The organism is Paenibacillus sp. FSL F4-0100, assembly GCF_037993005.1.
In the GTDB taxonomy this organism is placed as follows: Bacteria; Bacillota; Bacilli; order Paenibacillales; family Paenibacillaceae; genus Paenibacillus_AQ.
This window is the reverse complement of sequence record NZ_CP150303.1, coordinates 2,981,757-3,001,632: the sequence shown is the minus strand read 5'-3', so window position 1 is coordinate 3,001,632 and position 19,876 is coordinate 2,981,757. Positions and strand designations below refer to the sequence as shown.

Annotated in this window: 19 protein-coding genes; 6 read left to right on the top strand and 13 right to left on the bottom strand. The window is 47.9% G+C overall.

The window, feature by feature from the left end; genetic code table 11:
- Nucleotides 1-102: 102 nt before the first annotated feature.
- From MHH48_RS13460 to MHH48_RS13445, 4 genes are all read right to left on the bottom strand, one after another.
- Nucleotides 103-429, bottom strand: a complete 327-nt coding sequence (locus MHH48_RS13460; protein ID WP_076321244.1) for an AzlD domain-containing protein — start codon at nucleotides 427-429, stop codon at nucleotides 103-105.
- On the bottom strand, nucleotides 420-1,154 hold the full coding sequence (locus MHH48_RS13455) for an AzlC family ABC transporter permease (protein ID WP_076321243.1): 735 nt from the start codon (nucleotides 1,152-1,154) through the stop codon (nucleotides 420-422). The genes MHH48_RS13460 and MHH48_RS13455 overlap by 10 nt, the downstream gene beginning before the upstream one ends.
- Before the next feature lie 161 nt (nucleotides 1,155-1,315).
- A complete protein-coding gene (locus MHH48_RS13450; protein WP_076321242.1) occupies nucleotides 1,316-2,452 on the bottom strand; it encodes an alcohol dehydrogenase catalytic domain-containing protein in 1,137 nt (378 codons plus the stop codon).
- 115 nt (nucleotides 2,453-2,567) lie between these two features.
- A complete protein-coding gene (locus MHH48_RS13445) occupies nucleotides 2,568-3,485 on the bottom strand; it encodes a DMT family transporter (RefSeq protein WP_076321241.1) in 918 nt (305 codons plus the stop codon).
- A 78-nt stretch (nucleotides 3,486-3,563) separates the two neighbouring features.
- On the opposite strand from MHH48_RS13445, the gene MHH48_RS13440 reads away from it, so the two are divergent.
- On the top strand, nucleotides 3,564-4,916 hold the full coding sequence (locus MHH48_RS13440; RefSeq protein ID WP_076321240.1) for a TrkH family potassium uptake protein: 1,353 nt from the start codon (nucleotides 3,564-3,566) through the stop codon (nucleotides 4,914-4,916).
- Between the two features lie 115 nt (nucleotides 4,917-5,031).
- On the opposite strand, the gene MHH48_RS13435 is transcribed toward MHH48_RS13440, so the two are convergent.
- Nucleotides 5,032-5,307 carry a hypothetical protein gene (locus tag MHH48_RS13435; RefSeq protein ID WP_071224350.1) on the bottom strand — a complete coding sequence of 92 codons (276 nt, stop codon included), beginning with the start codon at nucleotides 5,305-5,307 and terminating at the stop codon, nucleotides 5,032-5,034.
- Nucleotides 5,308-5,450: 143 nt separating this feature from the next.
- Here MHH48_RS13435 and MHH48_RS13430 point away from each other — a divergent pair, with 143 nt between their 5' ends.
- The 4 genes from MHH48_RS13430 to MHH48_RS13415 all read left to right on the top strand — a co-directional run bounded on the left by MHH48_RS13430 (nucleotide 5,451) and on the right by MHH48_RS13415 (nucleotide 9,844).
- Nucleotides 5,451-6,683 carry an aminopeptidase gene (locus tag MHH48_RS13430; RefSeq protein WP_076321238.1) on the top strand — a complete coding sequence of 411 codons (1,233 nt, stop codon included), beginning with the start codon at nucleotides 5,451-5,453 and terminating at the stop codon, nucleotides 6,681-6,683.
- Nucleotides 6,684-6,850: 167 nt separating this feature from the next.
- Complete coding sequence (locus tag MHH48_RS13425) at nucleotides 6,851-8,080, top strand: aminopeptidase (protein ID WP_076321237.1); 1,230 nt, start codon at nucleotides 6,851-6,853, stop codon at nucleotides 8,078-8,080.
- Between the two features lie 383 nt (nucleotides 8,081-8,463).
- Nucleotides 8,464-9,054: a sigma-70 family RNA polymerase sigma factor gene (locus MHH48_RS13420; protein WP_076321236.1), complete on the top strand. Its 591-nt coding sequence runs from the start codon at nucleotides 8,464-8,466 to the stop codon at nucleotides 9,052-9,054.
- On the top strand, nucleotides 9,032-9,844 hold the full coding sequence (locus MHH48_RS13415; RefSeq protein WP_076321235.1) for a DUF4367 domain-containing protein: 813 nt from the start codon (nucleotides 9,032-9,034) through the stop codon (nucleotides 9,842-9,844). The genes MHH48_RS13420 and MHH48_RS13415 overlap by 23 nt, the downstream gene beginning before the upstream one ends.
- Nucleotides 9,845-10,123: 279 nt before the next feature.
- Here the strand turns inward: MHH48_RS13415 and MHH48_RS13410 are convergent, their stop codons facing one another.
- From MHH48_RS13410 to MHH48_RS13390, 5 genes are all read right to left on the bottom strand, one after another.
- Nucleotides 10,124-10,624, bottom strand: coding sequence for a hypothetical protein (locus tag MHH48_RS13410; RefSeq protein WP_237566378.1), 501 nt, complete (start codon nucleotides 10,622-10,624; stop codon nucleotides 10,124-10,126).
- Between the two features lie 159 nt (nucleotides 10,625-10,783).
- Nucleotides 10,784-12,103: a hemolysin family protein gene (locus MHH48_RS13405; protein ID WP_076321233.1), complete on the bottom strand. Its 1,320-nt coding sequence runs from the start codon at nucleotides 12,101-12,103 to the stop codon at nucleotides 10,784-10,786.
- A gap of 448 nt (nucleotides 12,104-12,551) precedes the next feature.
- A complete protein-coding gene (gene gerQ, locus MHH48_RS13400; RefSeq protein ID WP_256720417.1) occupies nucleotides 12,552-12,950 on the bottom strand; it encodes a spore coat protein GerQ in 399 nt (132 codons plus the stop codon).
- Nucleotides 12,951-13,038: 88 nt separating this feature from the next.
- Entirely contained in the window at nucleotides 13,039-13,461 is a 423-nt protein-coding gene (locus MHH48_RS13395) for a cell wall hydrolase (protein ID WP_076321231.1), read from the bottom strand.
- Nucleotides 13,462-13,599: 138 nt separating this feature from the next.
- Nucleotides 13,600-16,281, bottom strand: a complete 2,682-nt coding sequence (locus tag MHH48_RS13390) for a glycoside hydrolase family 78 protein (protein ID WP_076321230.1) — start codon at nucleotides 16,279-16,281, stop codon at nucleotides 13,600-13,602.
- A gap of 204 nt (nucleotides 16,282-16,485) precedes the next feature.
- Between MHH48_RS13390 and MHH48_RS13385 the strand changes: the two genes are divergently transcribed.
- On the top strand, nucleotides 16,486-17,358 hold the full coding sequence (locus MHH48_RS13385) for an AraC family transcriptional regulator (RefSeq protein ID WP_076321229.1): 873 nt from the start codon (nucleotides 16,486-16,488) through the stop codon (nucleotides 17,356-17,358).
- A gap of 108 nt (nucleotides 17,359-17,466) precedes the next feature.
- On the opposite strand, the gene MHH48_RS13380 is transcribed toward MHH48_RS13385, so the two are convergent.
- From MHH48_RS13380 to MHH48_RS13370, 3 genes are all read right to left on the bottom strand, one after another.
- Entirely contained in the window at nucleotides 17,467-17,898 is a 432-nt protein-coding gene (locus MHH48_RS13380; protein WP_076321228.1) for a GNAT family N-acetyltransferase, read from the bottom strand.
- A gap of 152 nt (nucleotides 17,899-18,050) precedes the next feature.
- Nucleotides 18,051-19,139 (bottom strand): CopD family protein, encoded by a 1,089-nt coding sequence (locus tag MHH48_RS13375; RefSeq protein ID WP_076321227.1) that lies wholly within the window; start codon nucleotides 19,137-19,139, stop codon nucleotides 18,051-18,053.
- Nucleotides 19,140-19,781 carry a copper resistance protein CopC gene (locus tag MHH48_RS13370; RefSeq protein ID WP_076321226.1) on the bottom strand — a complete coding sequence of 214 codons (642 nt, stop codon included), beginning with the start codon at nucleotides 19,779-19,781 and terminating at the stop codon, nucleotides 19,140-19,142.
- Nucleotides 19,782-19,876 lie beyond the last annotated feature (95 nt).

Here is a 19,876-nt window from a genome sequence, read left to right as displayed (position 1 = left end):
CATAGAAACAGCCATATTCCTCGTCATTCCAAGGAATATGGTTGTTTTTAATCGTTCCGGTTAGGGATACGAAAAACATCTCAAACATAGCGCTTCGTTTTGTCAGAAAAACAAGCGGAGTCCCACCAAAGTCAGGATCCCGACGATGACGGTGGCAAACAGGCTTTTCGTGAGAAAAGCGGTGAGGAATGCGGGCACGGCCGCAATCAATTCGAGTGTATGCCCACCTGGATCTACACGTCCATCCGATAGGAGCAGCTCCTGGGCTAGCAGAGCTCCCATGACGGCAATCGGCACATGATTGAGCCACCGGATCATCATCTCCGGAATGCGGAGCTTGCTCAGGACCATAAGCGGCAAAACCCTTGGAATGAGGGTTACGACAGCGCAACCGATAATCAGTATGGCGATATGCCATCTTATTTCCATTGTTCGATCACCATCCCTGCAGTAGCCGCAACCATAATTGCGACAATCACCGCCGCGCTTCCAGGCAGAATCGTACTGACTGCTACTACCGAAACGGCGGCAATCATAACCACCATGAAGTCAAGTTTATACTTCTTCCGGCTGATCCATTGCAAAGCCAGCAAACCGATAAACATCCCGGGCAATGCAAAATCCAGGCCAAACTTCTCCGGATCCGGAATCCACTCCCCAACTAGCCCCCCCGCTACGTTGGCTGCACACCAGAACAGATACGCCGTGATATTCAGGCCGACCATCCATTGATAGCCGAGTCTCTTCTGCTCGGTGGCCTTGGCTGCCGCAACACCAAATGTCTCGTCGGTTAACAGGGAGCCGATAAAGAAGCTTTTTCCTGAGGAAAGCCCTTTAAAATACGGGGCAATCGCGGCGCTTAACAGTAGATGCCTGGCATTAACAAAAAATATCGTAACAATGATCGATAGGATCGGGCTAGCAGCCGCTATCATCCCTGCAGCAATAAATTGCCCGGAGCCCGCATAGAGCAGCAGCGAAATGAGCGTAATTTCGAGCAGGCTGAAACCTGCGGTGCGCTCGACAACACCTGCCGCAAAACCGATGCTCAGGTAGCCCAGGAGGGTTGGAATACAATCTTTGAAGCCTTGAAGGTAGGTGTTTCCCTGGTTTCCCTCTATACCTGCGGGAAGCCGTTCTGACTTGGTGCTCATCTGTGTTCGATTCCTCTCTTACTCTACAATTCTATTTTTAATTACTATGAATTCTTCCTGCTGCCTTGTCAACGCTGTTACACCGTTTTCCATCAAAAAAAGCGTCCCGGGAATGCTCCTCATTCGCCAAGAACGCTTCTTCATTCGGTTTATTTAGCTGCTTAAGGCTTCAGGATGACTTTGATACAGCCATCCTTTCGTTCATTGAAGATATCGTATCCGTGGGCAGCCTTCTCCATCGGGAGCCGATGTGTGATGATATCCGAAGGATCTATAGTCCCCTCTTTCAACATTTGATATAGGTGCGGCATGTAATGAATGACGGGTGCCAGTCCCATTTTTAACGTAATATTGCGTTCGAACAGCTCTCCAAGCGGAAATGCATTATAAACAAGCCCATACACGCCGGTTAGCTGGATGGTCCCGTATTTACGAACCATACTCACAGCCATGCGGAATGCACCCAATGAGCCTCCCTGGAGCCTCAGCATGCTGCCTAGCATTTCAGAAGGGGTCCGTTTGGCGTCCAGACCTACACAATCAATGACAACATCTGCACCGCCCTTGGTGATCTCTCGGATATAATGCTCGATTTCGGGGATTTTCTCAAAATTGTAGGTTTCCACAAGATTGGTCCGTTTCGCATGCGCTAGCCTGTAATCCACATGATCAATCGCAATCACCCGCTTCGCGCCTTTTAGCCAGGCAAACTTCTGCGTCAGCAATCCAATCGGACCGCAGCCCAGAACAATCACGACATCGCCCGGTTTAACCCCTCCGTTCTCCACGCTCCAGATGGCTGTGGGCAGCGCATCGGAGAGCATGAGCAGCTTCTCATCTTCCATCTCGGCGTCCTCAGGAATAACAAAGGGCATGGAATTTCCATAAGGGACGCGCAACAGCTCTGCTTGGGCACCTTGAAAACCGCCGAACGCGTCACTATATCCAAAAAAACCGCCGGTATTCTTGGCTTCATTCGCATAATCGCATTGGCTCTCCATGTGATTCTGGCAGAAGAGGCATTTTCCGCAAGATATAATAAAAGGAATAATTACACGGTCACCCACTTTGACCCTGCTTACTTCCGGACCTGCATCCACAACGATTCCCAAAGGCTCATGGCCGATAATGTAATCATCGGTCAGCTGTTGTAATCCACCGTTATATAAATGCAAATCCGATCCGCAGATGGCCGTGGTGGTGACCCGGATCAGGATATCCTCGCTGTGCTGAAGAACGGCGTCCTTCATCTCCTTCACTTGGATCCGATGTCTGCCTTGATAAGTGACTGCTTTCACGCACGAAACCCCTTTTCAAGTCAATATCCATTTTTGTAATGATTTGACTTTTTTTAGGATCAGTGTACGCAAATTCAATCATAACTACTCTGTCAGGGCAAAAATAAAGCGAAGTTCACCCCAGCGCTTCGGGTTGAATGTCTACTGGCTGCTTTTTTGATTTCCCGACTTTCAAGAATAATACCAGCCCTAACAGCACAAGCGCTCCCCCTGCCGCCTGCAGGGAATTCATCGACTCATTCAATAGGAGAAAAGCCAGTACACTCGCTCCAACCGGCTCTCCGAGAACGCTCATTGATACGGTTGAGGCTGTGGCATACTTCATCAACCAGTTAAATAACAAATGGCCGAATACCGTTGGCACGACAGCCAGTAAGGCAAATATCCCCCACTCTCGTCCGGAATACCCCGTCATCGGAATGTTCATGCCCACGTTATACGCCGCCAGTACGGACGCTGCTACCGCAAAGACAAGCCAGCTGTATAGGAATGACGGCAGACGGCGCAGCAGCAATTGGCCCAGCAGCATATGGACAGCAACCGCAGCCGTCCCCAGCAAAGACATGATATCACCTGTCAAATGACCCTTGCTCCCACTAAGCCCACTGCTTCCAATTAGAAGAAAGACACCGAGGAAGGCGATGGCCATGCCTCCGATTGCCGCCAGCGATGTTTTCTCCTTAAACCAGAAGTAAGCACCCATCATCACGAATACCGGCTGAAGAGCAAGGATAATCGTGGAGCTGGCTACGCTCGTCCACTTCAAGGAGCCCATCCATAACAAAAAATGCAGCGCCAGCATCGCTCCGGATAGAAGGAGCAGCAGCAGATCTGTTCGCTTCAGCGATTTGATATCCGGCACGTATTTTCCCGCGAAGGGCAGCATGATCAGGAACGTGATCACTAGTCTGTACATCGCTTGAATGGATACGGGGCTGCTGGACCATTTTACAAAAATCGAGGAAAAAGAAATAGCTATGATGCCGATAAACAGAGGAATAAATACGGGAATCGGTGCTCGGTTCGAATTCATGATGGTTAAATGATTCACCTTTCGTGTTATATTAGAGAATGATTTTAAAATTATAACATTCGGAAAAGGATAATTGGCATGAAAAAGAAAGACCTTCGCAACCAAATGACCCCTCCCAAATTTCTGGCGATCGGCTTTGCCTCGATTACACTGATCGGGACATTCCTGCTTAAACTTCCCATCGCTACGGTAGACGGGAGTTCTACCTCGATTGTAGATGCTCTCTTCACAGCGGTTTCCGCCATCAGTGTAACGGGTTTAACCGTTGTGGATACAGGGACTCATTGGTCCATGTTTGGACAAATTGTTATGCTCATGCTCGTTCAGCTTGGCGGATTGGGCTTTATGACCTCAGCCACCTGGATTGCATTGATGTTCAATCGCAGAATCTCGCTTCGCGAGCGCATGATCCTTCAGGCAGCGATGGGACAATACCAAATTCAAGGGATTGTGGATCTCATCCGCAGAGTGCTCATATACGCTCTGATCATTGAGGGTGCAGGCGCCTTGCTGCTGACGCTCAGGTTCTCTGCCATTATGCCGCTTGCAGATGCGACATACTTCGGCATATTCCAGAGCATTTCCATATTCAACAATGCAGGCTTTGACCTCTTTGGCCAAATTCACGGCCCCTTCTCGGGGTTTGCAACCTATGTAGCGGATCCATTTGTCAATATTATCTTAATGCTCTTAATTTTTCTTGGAGGAATCGGCTTCATTGTCATCTTTGATCTTATCGAGTATCCGAAGTGCAAGAAACTGTCTCTTCACTCCAAGGTTGTATTAACCGTGACATCACTGTTAATCGTAATTGGGGCTGTCATGATCTTTATTCTGGAGCACGGCAATCCCAAAACATTAGGGCCGCTCTCTTACCCGGTAAAAATCATGGCCTCTCTATTCCAATCGATCACTCCGCGTTCCGGCGGCATCAGCACCTTGGACATCTCGAGTCTGGAGCAATCCTCCCAGTTCTTCATGATCCTCCTGATGTTCATCGGCGCAGCTCCCGGATCAACAGGAGGCGGAATTAAGGTAACCACTTTCGCCGTGCTCATCGGTGCTGTCGTTACGATGATCCAGGGAAAACGTGATGTTGTTCTCTATCGCAATCGAATCTCCCAAGCCTTGGTTTACCGTTCCATTACGCTGACGATTCTATCGTTGCTGTTATTAGTGGGAGCTTCCATGTTTCTGTCCGTTACGGAATCTGGCGAATTCTTAAGAATTCTGTTCGAAGCCGTATCCGCGTTCGGTACAGCCGGGTTATCCATGGGACTTACAACCGAGCTATCCGGAGTTGGCAAGGTCACCGTTGCCCTGCTCATGTTCCTTGGCCGGTTAGGTCCGCTAACCCTTGCTTACGCGCTTAGCCGTAAGAATAATAAAGAACTGTATCGCCATCCGGAAGGCCGAATTACGATAGGTTAAGTTGTTCATATCCGCTGAAAACTTTTAGATTCTATAATCTTAAACAAACCGTACCCTTCCCTTCCATGGGAGGTGTACGGTTTGTTTTCATTGGAATCCATTTCTGATTCGTCTTTTATTCGCCGAACTCGCTGGCATCGATGGCTGCATCCAGCAAATCATCAAACAACTCGTTGTCGGCTTCAATCCGCTCGTCAATCTGAAGAAACTGCTCCTCAATTCCCGGCTCGCCGGCGAAGTTCAGGCTGTAGTCCCAGTCCCGGCCATTCTTGCTCAGGAATGTGATCTCGTAGGCTGATGCATGTCCATCTATAGAAAATACGGTATATCCTACGAACTGATCGCTATCATCCCGCTTCATATCCGCACGCTCGATTCGGACTTCTGACACGTTTCCACGCTCCTTCATTACGTTGTAAAGCACTCACAAGACTCAGTATATCACTTTTCTTGGCAGCTGATTATTGTTTTTCTTATACGGCTTGATCTAGTATAATATGGGTTGGTAAATTAAATTGCATTGGAGGGTACCAAATGTCCGATTTCAATACATACTTGGACAAATATGCCGAGTTGGCTGTAAAGGTTGGAGTTAACATACAGGAAGGACAAACTTTAGTGGTTCATGCTCCTGTTGATTCCGCCGAGTTCACTCGCTTGATTGCCAAAAAGGCATACGAAGCGGGTGCCCGCCTGGTTAAGATCCTGTGGACCGACGAAATGATAACAAGACTTCAATTCGAAAAGGCTGCGGATGATGTCTTTACCGAAGCCCCAAAATGGTATGCCGGTGAAATGACGGAATTGGTGGAGAACGGCGCAGCCATTCTGCATGTGCTTGCCGAAAATCCCGATTTGCTCAGCGGCATTGATTCCGAGCGTATCGGAAACTTCTACAAAGCGCGCGGCGAGGCATTGAAGCAGTACCGTGCCTATCAGCAGTCCGACAAGTTTAGCTGGTGTCTGATCGCAGTTCCTTCGGCATCTTGGGCTGCCAAGGTATTCCCGGATGCGCCGGAGTCCGAGCAGGTTGGCAAATTGTGGGATGCCATTTTCCACACTGTGCGCGTGGACCAGGATAACCCGGTGGAAGCCTGGAACAAGCACCTCAAAGTGCTTGAAGCGAAATCCTCCGTGCTGAACGCTAAGAAATACAAGAAACTCCACTATATCGCACCGGGAACCGATCTTACCATCGAGCTGCCGGAAGGGCATATTTGGGCACAAGGCGACAGCATTAACGAGCGAGGACATTCCTTTGTGGCTAACATGCCAACAGAAGAAGTTTTTACCGCTCCTCTCAAAACAGGCGTCAACGGAACCGTGCACAGTACGAAGCCATTGAGTTATGCCGGTAACATCGTGAACAATTTCTCCCTTACTTTTGAAAAAGGTAAAGTGATCAGCTTCACGGCAGAGCAAGGTTATGAGACCCTTGAGCGTCTCCTGAACATGGATGAAGGTGCCCGTTACCTTGGTGAAGTGGCGCTGGTGCCGCATCAATCCCCGATCTCGGAGTCAAACATCCTGTATTACAATACATTGTTTGACGAGAATGCTTCCAACCACCTAGCACTCGGAAGTGCATATGCTTTCTGCTTAGAAGGCGGAAAAGATATGAATCAGGAGCAATTGATTCAAAACGGTCTTAATACTAGCGTAACCCATGTCGATTTCATGATCGGCTCCGGCGAAATGGATATTTACGGAGTGACGGCAGATGGCCAGGAAGAGCCGGTATTCCTGAAAGGAAACTGGGCATTTTAAGAAACGATACAGAATAAGCAGCTATTTCTTAGGAAGTAGCTGCTTTCTTTGAAATTTTGCGGCCATTAATTGACCTGAGGTTGATTTACAAACAGAAAAATTGTGGGATAATTAAGAAAGCGCATGAAATTACTTATAGTTAGCATAAAAGAAATGGAGGGTCTGTCATGTCCAGCTTTGAACAAAAATTGGAACGCTATGCAGAGCTTGCAGTCAAGGTGGGTGCCAATGTGCAGGCGGGACAAACGCTGGTCGTTAACGCAATGATCGATGCCGCACCGCTAGTACGTCTTATCGTGAAGAAAGCTTATGAAACGGGTGCCAAGCAGGTTAAGGTGAATTACAGTGATGAGGTTGTGAACCGGATACGGTATGATCTGGCACCAGACGAAGCTTTTCTGGAGCCGCCGACATATTATGCGGAGGAAGTAACCGAGCTTGCCGAGCAAGGAGCTGCTTTCTTGACAATTCTCTCCTCGAACCCGGACCTGCTTAAAGGCGTTGATCCGGAGCGTATTTCCAATTATCAGCGTACATATGGCGCAGCCATAGCGAAATACCGGCAATATCAGCAAGCCGATAAGATGAGCTGGGCCGGCATTGCCTACGCTTCCCCTGATTGGGCTGCCAAGGTGTTCCCTGACGTTCCGGCCGAGCAGCAGGTGGACAAAATGTGGGACGCAATCTTCCACGCGGTTCGCGCGGATCTCGAAGATCCCATTGGTGCATGGGAAGAGCATATCACGACCCTCCAGCACAAATCGGATGAGCTCAATGCCAAGAAGTATCATAAGCTCCGCTTCACTTCACAGGGTACGGATCTTACGATCGAGCTTCCGGAGGGGCATATTTGGGCCCAGGCGGGCAGCCACAACGAGAAAGGTGAGCGGTTCGTTGCCAACATTCCGACGGAGGAAGTATTCACCGCTCCGCTCAAAACCGGCGTGAACGGCACGGTACGCAGCACGAAGCCTTTGAGTTACGGCGGCAACATCATCGACAATTTCTCGATTACGTTCGAGAAGGGTCGCATCGTTGATTTCTCCGCGGAACAAGGCGAGGATACCTTAACCCGCCTGATCTCCATGGATGAAGGCTCGCATTATCTTGGCGAAGTTGCGCTTGTGCCTTATCGCTCTCCGATCTCGGAAAGCGGCATCTTGTATTACAACACGCTGTTTGACGAAAATGCCTCCTGTCACCTGGCCATCGGCAGCGCGTATGCCTTTAACCTTGAAGGCGGCAAGACCATGACGTCCGAACAGCTTCAAGCAAGCGGTCTGAACACCAGCATTACCCACGTCGACTTCATGATGGGCTCCAAAGAGCTTAATATTACCGGAATCACTCATGAGGGCACGGAGGAACCCGTATTCATCGACGGGAATTGGGCTTAATCCGCTACAATTCCGCTATGTGCACGACAAGCACATCGTAATGAGATCGGAACTATACTACAGAGCAGCCCTTTAAACAGAGGCTGCTCTGTTTTTTTATCATAATGGACTTTCTACGCCCTTCCTGATACAACTTCAACCCCATTTCGATTAATACCGATAGGTTGCCGAGCATATGATGAAGAGATGGACGCATGTCTATGACTTGCCATTTTAACTCATAAGCTAAAGCGCTTCAAACACATGACTTCATAAGGATAGACCCATTTTCCGGAAACAGTCTTCAAAGCTGGCTGTTATTAGAATTAATAGGGCTTTTTTACCCGATATGTTGTAAAATGATGAGAGAAATAGGATGGTTACACCAGAGAGGGGATTATCGCGTGTCCAACCGATTACAGCTCCTCCTTGCAGCAGATTTCGCTGATCTGAGCGAACCTATTCAGGAAGAAATCTATTATGAATTTTATGACCTCGTTTATGGACAGATACTGTATGTCGTACGGGATCATGCTGCTGTTGAGGATATCATTCAGGAGTCCTTTATAAAAGTGATGACAAGTAAGCCGAATTTTGAAACGGAAAGCAAGATGCGGGGATGGCTCCGAGTCGTCGCCAAAAACTCAACCATGAATTATTTAAGAAAAAATAAAAAATACCGTAACCAAGTGGATGTTGAGAGTGTTTTTATTAATGAAGAGGACGTGGCAGTTTCTTCCACAAACGTGGAACATCAGGTGGAGTCGAATATGCTGGAGGAATCCATCGAGCATTACCTCGACCAATTGAAGCCTGAATACAAGCTATTGATTGAGTACCGTTGGAAACATAGTCTGACGTACAGGGAAATCGCGGAGCTGCTGAATACTCGTGAAGAGATCGTGAAGCAGCGCTTGTTTCGTGCCAGAGAATCCGTAAAAAAAATGCTGTATAGAGAGTGGGGTGAATTGGATGAGCAACGAAAAATACGATGATTGGTTTGACGAGGCCTTTGACGAAGCCTTTGATCGTGCAGCATCACGTTCCTCACTCCCTACTGACAACGAGTCCAAACGACAATCTTGGCAGCAGGTCAAGTTACAAATCAATCAGGCTAACAAAAAGAAACAGCGTCGACACAGATTTCAGTTAGCCGGAGTCATCGCCGCATCGATGGCCTTTGGTGCGTTGATATTCTCTCCATCCTCTGTAACTCAAGCGGTAACACCGGTTTATCAGGAGATCAAGGATTGGGGAAATGGTGTGGTTACTCAAATATTCGGCATGCGAGAGCCTGTTGATGAGGGCAAGGCATTAACCGCTCCCCCACCGGAACAAGGAATAGAGCCAGAAGAGCATGTACCGCCAGCTGAATTAGTGGACACCGAATATGTTCCTTTCACAGATACCGATGAATCTCTGACAGAGTCACAAAAACGTGCCGTATTTAAAATACCAAAAATCAATTATCTTCCGGAAGATTACAAATTCCATGAGGCTACCGCATTAACAAAGGATGACAATGCAGATTTTGACGAGCTTCATCTTCAATATAAAAATTCGGACGATAAGTTTTTCTATATTGATCTCATCGGGATGCAACTTGGCAAAATGATTAATCTCAATGGAGATATCAAGAAGACGATTGTTCTTGAATCCGGAGCGAAAGCCTATTTAACCGAGAATAACCTGCGCTTCTTATACGATAATGATCAAGTGGTTGTATCCATTAGCGGCTTCTTCTCGGAAGAAGAATTCATTAAAATCGCAAACAGCATACAATGATTTTTAGATGATCTAAAAAAAGAACTGGCTGCCCCCAAAGTATATGGTTTCTTTGAAAAACAGCCTGGATTTTCACTCATGCACCGTAAAAAGGTCGAAGACAGGCTCAAATTGAGGGCTGGTCTTCGACCTTTTTATTTTATGATTGTCCACATGAGCAGATGATAAGCCATCGATGGGTGAGACGATTCTTCACGGAGCGTCTTTCAACGAAGAAAAGAAAATGTCCCGCAAGATCTATGATCTTTTGGGACATTCCTTCATAAATCCGTATTCGAATTATAGCTCCACCAAAACCGAACTCGTGTGATAAGTCCCTTCTTCATATGTACCGCTCTCATTGACCCAGTGAATCGTCTTAGCTCGATAATAATAACCCGCCTGCACATTGAAAGTTTTGCTTCCGCTCAGCGAGGCCTTATTCGTTCCGTTATCGTATGAAGCTCCCGCATCAACCCAAGCAGAGCCCGTCCAGCGTTGAAGAACATAATTGATTCCCAGAGAATCAACAGCTTGAGAAGCACTGGTAGTACCGCTTATGCCTACTTGAGTACTGCTTACTTTCCCAATTGAAGAAAAATAATTCATCAAATATTTATTGGCTAAAATATTGATAGAAGAGTTCAGATTCATTTCCACCGGAGGCGGAGTTGTTAAAGCACCGGGTGCAATGTCTGCAGCGGAATCCGCGTATGCCCCTCCCGCTAGAGATAAACTTAATAGAACACTGACTGCAAGCGCTGAAGCTATACGTTTAGGACTGCGTACTTTTGACATCATATCACCTTTCTTTCAATATATTAGGAACATCCATATTTTAACACATGATTTCGACATAAAAGTATCTAATTTTTCACAGTTTGATATAATTATTGAAACCTCTTTGCAAATAAAAAGAAGTAGCGGCATAATATGTCGCTACTTCTTCTAATATCCAGTTTACGCGCCTGCTTCTTCCTGAATCAGCTGCTGCTGCTGCCTGATCAGACGAATCCGCGAGATCCGTTTATTCTCGGTCTCCTCAATCACAAAGCGATAATCCTCATACATGACAGATTGACCTTTGTGTGGGAGCAGCACCTCAAGACGTGAGGACAGCCATCCACCGATAGTATCATAGTCTTCTGTATCCACGTTCAGACCAAATTGGTCATTAATTTCATCGATCAGCATCAATCCATCAATGGAGTATTCATCCTCCCCCACCTTTTCAATGCCCGGGCGCTCTTCGTCAAACTCATCTTGAATTTCACCGACGATTTCTTCCATAATGTCCTCCAGGGTTACGAGTCCTGAAGTCCCGCCGTATTCATCAATAAGAATGGCAATTTGCGTCTTGCTCCGCTGCATTCTTCGCAGCAGATCACTGATCTTGATCGACTCAGGAACAGCAATGATCGGGCGAATCAAGGAAAGCTGGTCATGAACGAATCCGCGCATCAGATCTTTAATGTGAATAAAGCCAATGATATGATCCTTGTCTTCGTCACAGATTGGATAACGGGTTCGCATCCCCTCGCTTGCGATCTTCAGATTTTCTTCCAATGAAAGATTGTTGTATAAGCAGATCATTTCTGTTCTGGGGATCATGATCTCCCTTGCCGTCGTATCGGCAAATTCAAAAATGTTGTCTACCAATACCATATCCGTGCTATCCATCAGGCCGCTCTCACTGCTCTCTTTCATCATATCCCGCAGTTCTTCCTCCGTATGCACATTCCGTTCAACCACCGGTTGCATCCGGAATAGGCGGAGAACGTTATTGGAGAGCCCATTGGCAAACCAGATAAACGGGAACATGATGGTGTAAAATACCCGCAGTGGACCTGCTGATAACAGCGTAATTTGTTCCGCTTTACGAACAGCCACCGTCTTAGGCGCCAATGCACCAAATACAATGTGCATGAGTGCAATCAAGATGAAGGCTAATACCAAGGACACGGCATGAACAGCTGTATTGTTCCAGCCAATGCCATTAAACCAAGGCGTAATCATAGCGGATATCGTTCTTTCGCCGATCCATCCGAGTCCAATGGACACGATGGTAATACCTAACTGGCATGCGGATATATATCCGTCCAGGTTCTTCAGTATGTTCTGCGCAAATTTTGCACGTCTATGTCCTTCTTCGACCAGAGCGTCAATGCGGCTGCTTTTCACTTTAACGAAAGCTAATTCAGCCGATACAAAAAATCCATTTAACAGGACGAGAATCAATACCAAGGTTAAACTTATCAAACTCGGTAAGGGGTCACTCAATCGATCTCCTACCCGCCATACAGCATGCTATGACGAATAGGAACACCTCCTTCGGTTATTAAAAATGTGTGGTGCCATCAAGCATAACAACGTATTCGGACTACGCATCAACTTCCCAATGGTCTCATCTCCTTATCTTATTCCGACTTCATCAAGCTATATAAGTAATTATATAGTACTACGATACACAGTCAAACGTTGTCTTATGACATTAATCAGCGTTGTTATAAGCTTTAATTTGATTCTCAGCCGTTAGCACTCGTTTTTCGATGAATTGATATATTCTATGAATAAACATTCAAAATGTTAATAGAATTCGATGTATTTACGCACCTTTGTGGAAAAAAAACGCACGAAATTGAATATTTTCCATCTAAAACATAATGAAATAACCCCCGTCTACGCCTAAGTAAACGAAGGTTATTATGCATATGCTGGCTGCTAGAAGTTATCTTCCAGTCGGAGGCGGGTTGCCGATAACACCCGGATATTGATAATGAAGCGGCTCGTCGAACACGACATAATCCAGGTTTACCATCAGCAGGATGATACGGCGTCCTGTCGACCGTTCGCTGATAATGATATGATCGCGTCCAGCGGCTTCGACCACGCCTGTGAACACCTTTGCATTCCATTGCGAATTGTTTTCATATGTCATGTAGAAAGTTCCCTGTTTGCCCAGGTTCAGTCGAAGAATATTCTCAACGTAAGATTGTTCGAATTGCGGGGCCGGAACAACGGTGCCTCCTGGAGTCATTGGGCTTCCGCTAGGCACCTGCGGTGGAACGTTCGCCATATAACCAGCCGTCCCGCGGCTCGGCACTCCCGGATAACGGACTCCATTCATGAAGTTCACAGGCGGCACACCTTGATTGTACATAAGTAATTTCCTCCTTTAATTTATAACTCCCGCCTAAGCGGTTGTATAACATGAATCAAAAAACAGTCGGGCAATCGGCATATGTCGGGGTGAAGAAGCAGTGTGCTTTGAATCGGCCTGTGTTCTGCTGATTGTACCAGGTAGCTGGGCAATCCCCTGCCGGGCGGAAAAACCAAAGAGCATTGCTCGCCGGCCATATCCGTTCCCCATTGATCACTCTTCGGGCAAGCTGACGATCCCGATCCCTAGCCCGTTGATAAAAATAGCCCTTTTGTGTTGCTTCAAACCCTCCAGGGCTCTGGAACACCATATCATTCATATTGCGGATGTTTCGGAAATCCAGGCAGTTGCCCAGTATACGATTCACGCCGACATTTCCGACCATGAGCATGCCTTGCTCGCCTTCACCTTCTGCCTCTGCGCGGATCAATCTTGCCAGAAGATCCACATCACTCGAATTCGTTTTGATGACTGCCACAGAGTTCCCCTCGCTTCCTTAAGATCACTTTGTATTTGTATGTGCATTCGCCCATAAATGTGACTATGTGAGGAGAAAAAAAAGTTCCTTGCCGTAATTCACCACGGTAAGGAACTTTAGCTCTCTGCTTATTCATTACTACACTGCGTGATAGGAATAAATATATCTGAATACATACTCTCCTGAGCCCACTTGAATCATAACTCCTGCCTCCCCATCACGCACAGAATTAATCCCGCTCGCTTGGTCTAGAGCTATCGCCTTTCCTTCGATAACGCTTGAGGCATCAAAAGCGCCTGGCAGACGGATTTCCGCCGTTGTATTTGGCGGGATGGATACCTCCAGTTGAAACGCTCCACCACTTTCCATTCTCCAACTTGACCGGACGGTTCCGTACAGCGTATCGATTTTGCCTTCAGCCCACGTCAATCCTTCGCCCGGCACAGGCGCAATCACAATATGTTTATAACCCGGCGCTTCCTCTACGGTCTGGATACCGGCAACCGTACGATACAGCCACTCGCCAATGGCTCCGTATGCATAATGATTAAACGAATTCATGTCACGGCTCCAGAAGCTGCCGTCTTCCTTAATACCGTCCCAATGCTCCCATATCGTGGTAGCGCCTTTCGTAACCGGATACAGCCAAGATGGATAGTCCCGTTGCAGCAGCAGCTTATATGCCGCGTCATGCATGCCATGCTGGCTTAATACATGGTTCATATAGGGTGTGCCCACAAAGCCTGTCGTTAGATGAAATCTACTCTCCTCTAGCAGCGAATAGAGACGTTTCGCTGCCCGTTTTTCTGCCTCTTCATCCAGCAACCCAAACATAAGGGCAAGCACATGCGCGGTCTGAGTCGAAGCCGCTAGCCTTCCGGACGGGGTCACGAATTCATTACGAAATGCAGCAACAACCTTTTCTTTAAGCTCAGTATACAGGGCAGCATCTTTTTCTTGTCCCAATACGACGGCTGTTTTCTTAAGCAGCTCTACCGAATAACAATAGAACGCCGACGCTATTAAATCCCGTTCCGTAGCACCCACGTAGTCGCCTGATTTTGCATCCAGCCCCAGCCAATCGCCAAAATGAAAGCCGGTATTCCACAAATACTCATTCTCTCCTTGAGCCTGAATGTAGGAGACCCAGCTCTTCATGCTCCTATATTGACGCTCCAATATCCGTCGATCGCCATAATTGACATATACCGTCCACGGGCATATGACTGCCGCATCTCCCCAGGCGGCCGAAGCATATGCTTCATCGCCAAGCACATGCGGGACAACGAATGGAACGGCTCCGTCATCGCGCTGTTCTGCAGCCAGATCCGATAACCATTTTGTGAAGAAAGGTGCCACATTGGTAAGATAAGCCGCTGTACCAATAAACATCTGTGCATCACCGGTCCAGCCAAGCCGCTCATCACGCTGCGGGCAATCCGTGGGCACATCCAGGAAATTCCCCTTGAGTCCCCATCGTATGTTGCTCTGCAATTGATTCACCATGGGTTCCGAGCATTGGAATGTCCCGGTCTCTTCAAAATCCGAATGAAGCACAACCGCTTCGAAAGCCCCCCGGTCCAGCTGCTCCTCTGTGAAACCGTCTAAACGCACATATCGGAAGCCTTGGAACGTAAAATGAGGTTCATAGGTTTCTTTCCCGCCGCCTTTTAATGTGTACTGAATCGTTTGTTTAGCGGTTCTGAGGTTTTCCGTATAAAAGTTACCATCGGAATCCAGTATCTCCGCATGCTGCAGCGTCACCATGGTGCCCTTCGCACCGGACACGCTAAATCGGACCCAGCCCACCAAATTCTGTCCGAAGTCGATGACGGTTTCACCTTTTGGTGTGGTCCGGCATTCAACGGGCCGCACCGTTTGAATGGCTCTCACGGGCTCGTTAATCTGAGGCTTCAGTTTCTCGTAACCGAGATCGATCAACTCGACACCATACCAATCATTTGCCTTATAATCTCCTGAACTGAACCCTTCCAGCTCCAACCGGGCATCATAGGTTTCACCATGGTAGAGTTCCGACATCTGGATCGGGCCTTTGGCCGACTGCCAGCTTGAATCGGTTGCAATTACTTCTTCGCTCCCGTCTGCATATGTAATATGCAGCTCCAGCAGAAGCGCTAAACACTCTCCATAGATCACTCTCCGATCCTCCCACCCCAATTGTCCCTTGTACCAGCCATTTCCGAGCCAAGCGCCGATCGCGTTTTGGCCTGAATGCAGCATCTTCGTCACATCATAGGTCTGTGTCTGAATCGTATGATCGTAACTCGTCCAGCCGGGCGTGAAATAACCATCTCCCACCCGCTGTCCGTTCAGCTCCAGTTCATAAAGCCCTAAGGCCGAGGCGTATATTCTTGCCTTCGCAATGGGCGACTTTAAGCTGAAGCTCTTGCGGAGCAGCGGTAGATGAGCAGAGTCAGCAGGCAGCAAAGACCTAGGTGCCGAAATCCATTTCCCTGCCCATTTCTCCCCTTGCAGTTTCCCCGTCTCCCAATAGGCTGCATCCGACCATTCCGATACTTCCCCGGCTTGATTCCATGCGCGGACTCGATAAGTATAGCGCTTACAAGACGATACACTCCATTCGCTTAATTCCACATGAACCGATTGCGTTGAAGCCACTTTCCCTGAGGTCCAAAGGGGCTTGGCAAAGGTATCATCATTCGAAACCTCAATCTCATAGGCCGTTTGACTGACTGCTCTTTCGTCCGAGACCAACTTCCAACAAAAACGCGGGTGCTTCTCGCCGATTCCTATCGGATTATGCTGATACTCACATCGTAGATCCGTTACGCTGAACATAGAACATTCCTCCGTTCACCTTCATTAAGGGTTAGCCCAACAATCAAGTTTTATAGGCCGTAAATCGGGATATGCGCTTCCCTAACCGTGCCTATTTCAACTATTATTATAAGTGAACCTGAACGTGGAATTATGGGGATAACGGACAATTCGATGTGGTATAACGGACATCTATCCTACGATTAATGATAAGGAGCATGTACGATGAAACGACCGATGGAAACCTATCACGGAGATACCTTTTTCCAGGACGACACCTTGATGTATGTGAATCGCAACGTGGAGAATTTTACAGGCTCTTACCATAACCATGATTTTCTGGAGATTGCTTATATTGCGGAGGGTGAAGGCTTTCATCACCTGGAGAACTCGGTACAGCGCGTACGCAAAGGTCAAATGTTCTATATACCACTCGGAATGCCTCACGTATTTAGACCCACCGCTGCGAACGGGAAACCGCTCATTGTGAACAATTGCATATTCTCCGTACAGCTGCTGCCCAAACTGATTGCTTTTGCATCAGGTTCGGAAACGGCAGCCTTTTTGGAACGTATGGAAGATGGATCCCTTGGGTACCACGCGATTATGGACCGTCATGATCGCTTTGAGAGGCTCTTTGGCTCCCTTTATGAGCAAAATGCCATGCCAGGCAGCGGTTCTGCCATTTATTTGCACACGCTGCTGCTACAGCTGATCATAGAGTTCAACCGGGCCATTGAACATTCACAACCCATGACATCAGAGCCTCAACACCACTCCTTTCATGATGTTCTTCAATACGTGGAGGGGCAGTACATGCAAGAGCTCACTTTGACGCAGCTTGCACAGATCAGCGGATTCAGCGAACGCCACCTGCAGCGGTTATTCCGCCGGTATACAGGCCAGAGCTGGCATCACTATCTGCAGACCGTACGCATTCGAATGAGCCGCGAGCTGCTGCGCACCACCCCCGACAAAATCAGTACAATTGCCGAGAAGGTCGGTTATAAGGACATGCATTCTTTCCATTCGGTGTTTAAGAGAAATACAGGGCTCACGCCTGGTCAATACCGGAGCGATGTTCAGCATCCTGAGTAAAGCGATCAGATATTCCAGCAAATAAAGAAAGCATGATGATCCTGATGTAAGCTAGGGTCAACATGCTTAAGATGGATAAAATCCATAATTTCACAGTCGTGCATCATTTTACTCCAGCTCTTTCTCCAGAAACACTTCATCCTCCCGCTTATAACCCGATTTCTCATAAACTCCAATGGCCGCATGATTATCATGACCCGTAAGCACCTTTACGGTCTTAACCCCACGCGCAATCAATTGTTCTTCCAGGAAAGCGATCAGCAAGCCCGCCAGCCCCTGCCTTCTCGCCCGCTCCTGAATGTACATTTCCGTAATCTCACCGATCAGCTCCCGGTAACAGAAGGATTGAAAGGACTGGGCACAGGCAAATCCTACGGCTTCATCGCCTATATAAGCTATGGCTACAATTTCACCCGATTGCTTTAATCGGTCTTCAACATCCGCAAACGGCATTTGCACTTCATTAAACTCCCAGTTCAACCGGACCAGGACGGATGCATCCGAATGCGATGCTAAGCGGATTTGTCTCTCATTGTTCATATAACTTCCCCCATTTAAAGTGTTAGTGCATGTAAAAGCTATAATCTATTTACTCCCCAGTATACCATCCTTATCCATTCCCAACTTCCTCTTTCAACAATAAAAAAGATCCCGCTGCATAAACAGCAAGGACCTTGTTAACTTCCAAAATATTAAACAGCGGTAACCGAGAACATCAGGCCGCAATAGATCAACACAACTGCGCCTAAGCCGCTTAACAGTCCGACGGCAGCTGCCCGGTTTCTGCGAAATACGTTCACGACATTCCACAGAAGAGCAAGGCCGAGACACAGACTAAGAATTCCTATCCAGCTCCACGTAAATGCCAGTTCACCAATCGTAAACCCGGGATGGAACCAAACAAAGGTTGCAGCAGGACCATAGGAGGCCAATGTATCGATTACCTCATGCGGAGCCGGCTGCTGGTTCATATATCCGGTGACGATATAGATCAACCAGATCAGAATTCCTTCACTTCGTGCCCATGCCGCTGGACGATAACCGGAATCCCGGCGCAGCTTGCGCTTTACGAGATAACCATTAACAAAGGCAAACACCAATAGCGGCAGAATAAGAATATGCTTAACCAGCAGAGCTTGCCCATAGGACAGCGTCCAGCTGTTTATGGGCTCCGGCGTCACCGCCGTCATCAGGAACAGACCCGATCCGATCACAACGATGACGCAGGTGACCGCTAATGGATGAAACCATCTGAGAAATGCGCTCCAGCGCTCCTGATCCGCGCTGAACCATCCTGTAAGCAGCAACGTCCCCGTCCATATCGCCATCGCGGTGAAATGGCCGAAGAAGGCAAGCTGCCCAACGCCATCGAACAGGGATGCCGCATGGTTAAACGAGGACATGGCCACCGCAATGCCCAGCAAGGCAATAGGCGTAAGCCAGCGTAATACAGAACCGGGTTTCCGGCGGACGATCATGGTCAGAATCGCCAATAGGATCGAGAGAACCAGAATCCAGGCGTAACGCTCGCCCTCACTGAACTTGAACATGATGCTGTTAAAGGAGTTCCAGAACCCGATATCATCCTTGAAAAACATGATGATTTGCAGCAGCGGCACAAATCCGAATACGATGATGGCTGCTGCTGCCACTGGACCAAGCCAGGCCGGAACTGAAATTTCCGGCTTATATGCTTTCGGTACGAGGGACAATACCGAGATGCCTGCCAGCATGGCGTAGGCTAAATATAGAAACGGCTCACCTAACCAATAGTAAGACATTTATTTTTTCTTCCGTGATGCTCTAATTCCAAAGTATCCTGCAACAACCGCTACAATCACGATGACGACGATCCACACGGTTGACCCACTGCCTGCCGATTGTTCGGTATCGGTAGCAGAAGTGTTGTCTGCCTGCTGATTCTGGTCAGCCGTCTGATCCGTGTTGTCCGTAGCGGTGTTATCTGCTGGTGCTGTTTCATCCTGTGTATTTCCTGTATCCGCAGGCGTTTCTTCAGTACCTGCTGGTGTCTCCGGGGTAACTTCCGCTTCCGGGGCATCTACCTCGAAGGCGTATGTTCCATCCACGGGATGTCCATCGCCGCCCACGATTTTCCATTCGACCGTATAGGAGCCGGATGGAAGCGGTGCAGCCAGTGTGCCCAGCATGGTATTCTGGTTGATCTTGACCTCCGCTACTTCAACCGATTCGCCTTGCGCATTTTTAATCTTGAGCGTGCTCAAGTTTTCATCGATATTTTCATTAAATGACAGGCTTACTTCCTGCACGCTTTCCGTCAGCTTGGCATCTGCCGCGGGCGTACTGGTTTCCAGCTTGGAATGGGCCCACGTTGCAGTCGGGAACACCAGTATTAGCAGCAGACCCAAGGTCAGCAAGACTGAAGCTTTCACATGTTTCAACACACATATCTCCTCCAAACCATTTATCTCAAATTTGAATCTTCCTCATCATAACAAAGACATTCTGACAATGCTAATGAGTATATTGTGAACAATGA

Excerpts from the sequence above, each read along its gene's own strand:
- MHH48_RS13460 (WP_076321244.1), bottom strand. The coding sequence starts at position 429 with ATGGAAATAAGATGGCATATCGCCATACTGATTATCGGTTGCGCTGTC.
- MHH48_RS13455 (WP_076321243.1), bottom strand. The coding sequence starts at position 1,154 with ATGAGCACCAAGTCAGAACGGCTTCCCGCAGGTATAGAGGGAAACCAG.
- MHH48_RS13445 (WP_076321241.1), bottom strand. The coding sequence starts at position 3,485 with ATGAATTCGAACCGAGCACCGATTCCCGTATTTATTCCTCTGTTTATC.
- MHH48_RS13440 (WP_076321240.1), top strand. The coding sequence starts at position 3,564 with ATGAAAAAGAAAGACCTTCGCAACCAAATGACCCCTCCCAAATTTCTG.
- MHH48_RS13430 (WP_076321238.1), top strand. The coding sequence starts at position 5,451 with ATGTCCGATTTCAATACATACTTGGACAAATATGCCGAGTTGGCTGTA.
- MHH48_RS13425 (WP_076321237.1), top strand. The coding sequence starts at position 6,851 with ATGTCCAGCTTTGAACAAAAATTGGAACGCTATGCAGAGCTTGCAGTC.
- MHH48_RS13415 (WP_076321235.1), top strand. The coding sequence starts at position 9,032 with ATGAGCAACGAAAAATACGATGATTGGTTTGACGAGGCCTTTGACGAA.
- MHH48_RS13410 (WP_237566378.1), bottom strand. The coding sequence starts at position 10,624 with ATGATGTCAAAAGTACGCAGTCCTAAACGTATAGCTTCAGCGCTTGCA.
- gerQ (WP_256720417.1), bottom strand. The coding sequence starts at position 12,950 with ATGAATGGAGTCCGTTATCCGGGAGTGCCGAGCCGCGGGACGGCTGGT.
- MHH48_RS13390 (WP_076321230.1), bottom strand. The coding sequence starts at position 16,281 with ATGTTCAGCGTAACGGATCTACGATGTGAGTATCAGCATAATCCGATA.
- MHH48_RS13385 (WP_076321229.1), top strand. The coding sequence starts at position 16,486 with ATGAAACGACCGATGGAAACCTATCACGGAGATACCTTTTTCCAGGAC.
- MHH48_RS13380 (WP_076321228.1), bottom strand. The coding sequence starts at position 17,898 with ATGAACAATGAGAGACAAATCCGCTTAGCATCGCATTCGGATGCATCC.
- MHH48_RS13375 (WP_076321227.1), bottom strand. The coding sequence starts at position 19,139 with ATGTCTTACTATTGGTTAGGTGAGCCGTTTCTATATTTAGCCTACGCC.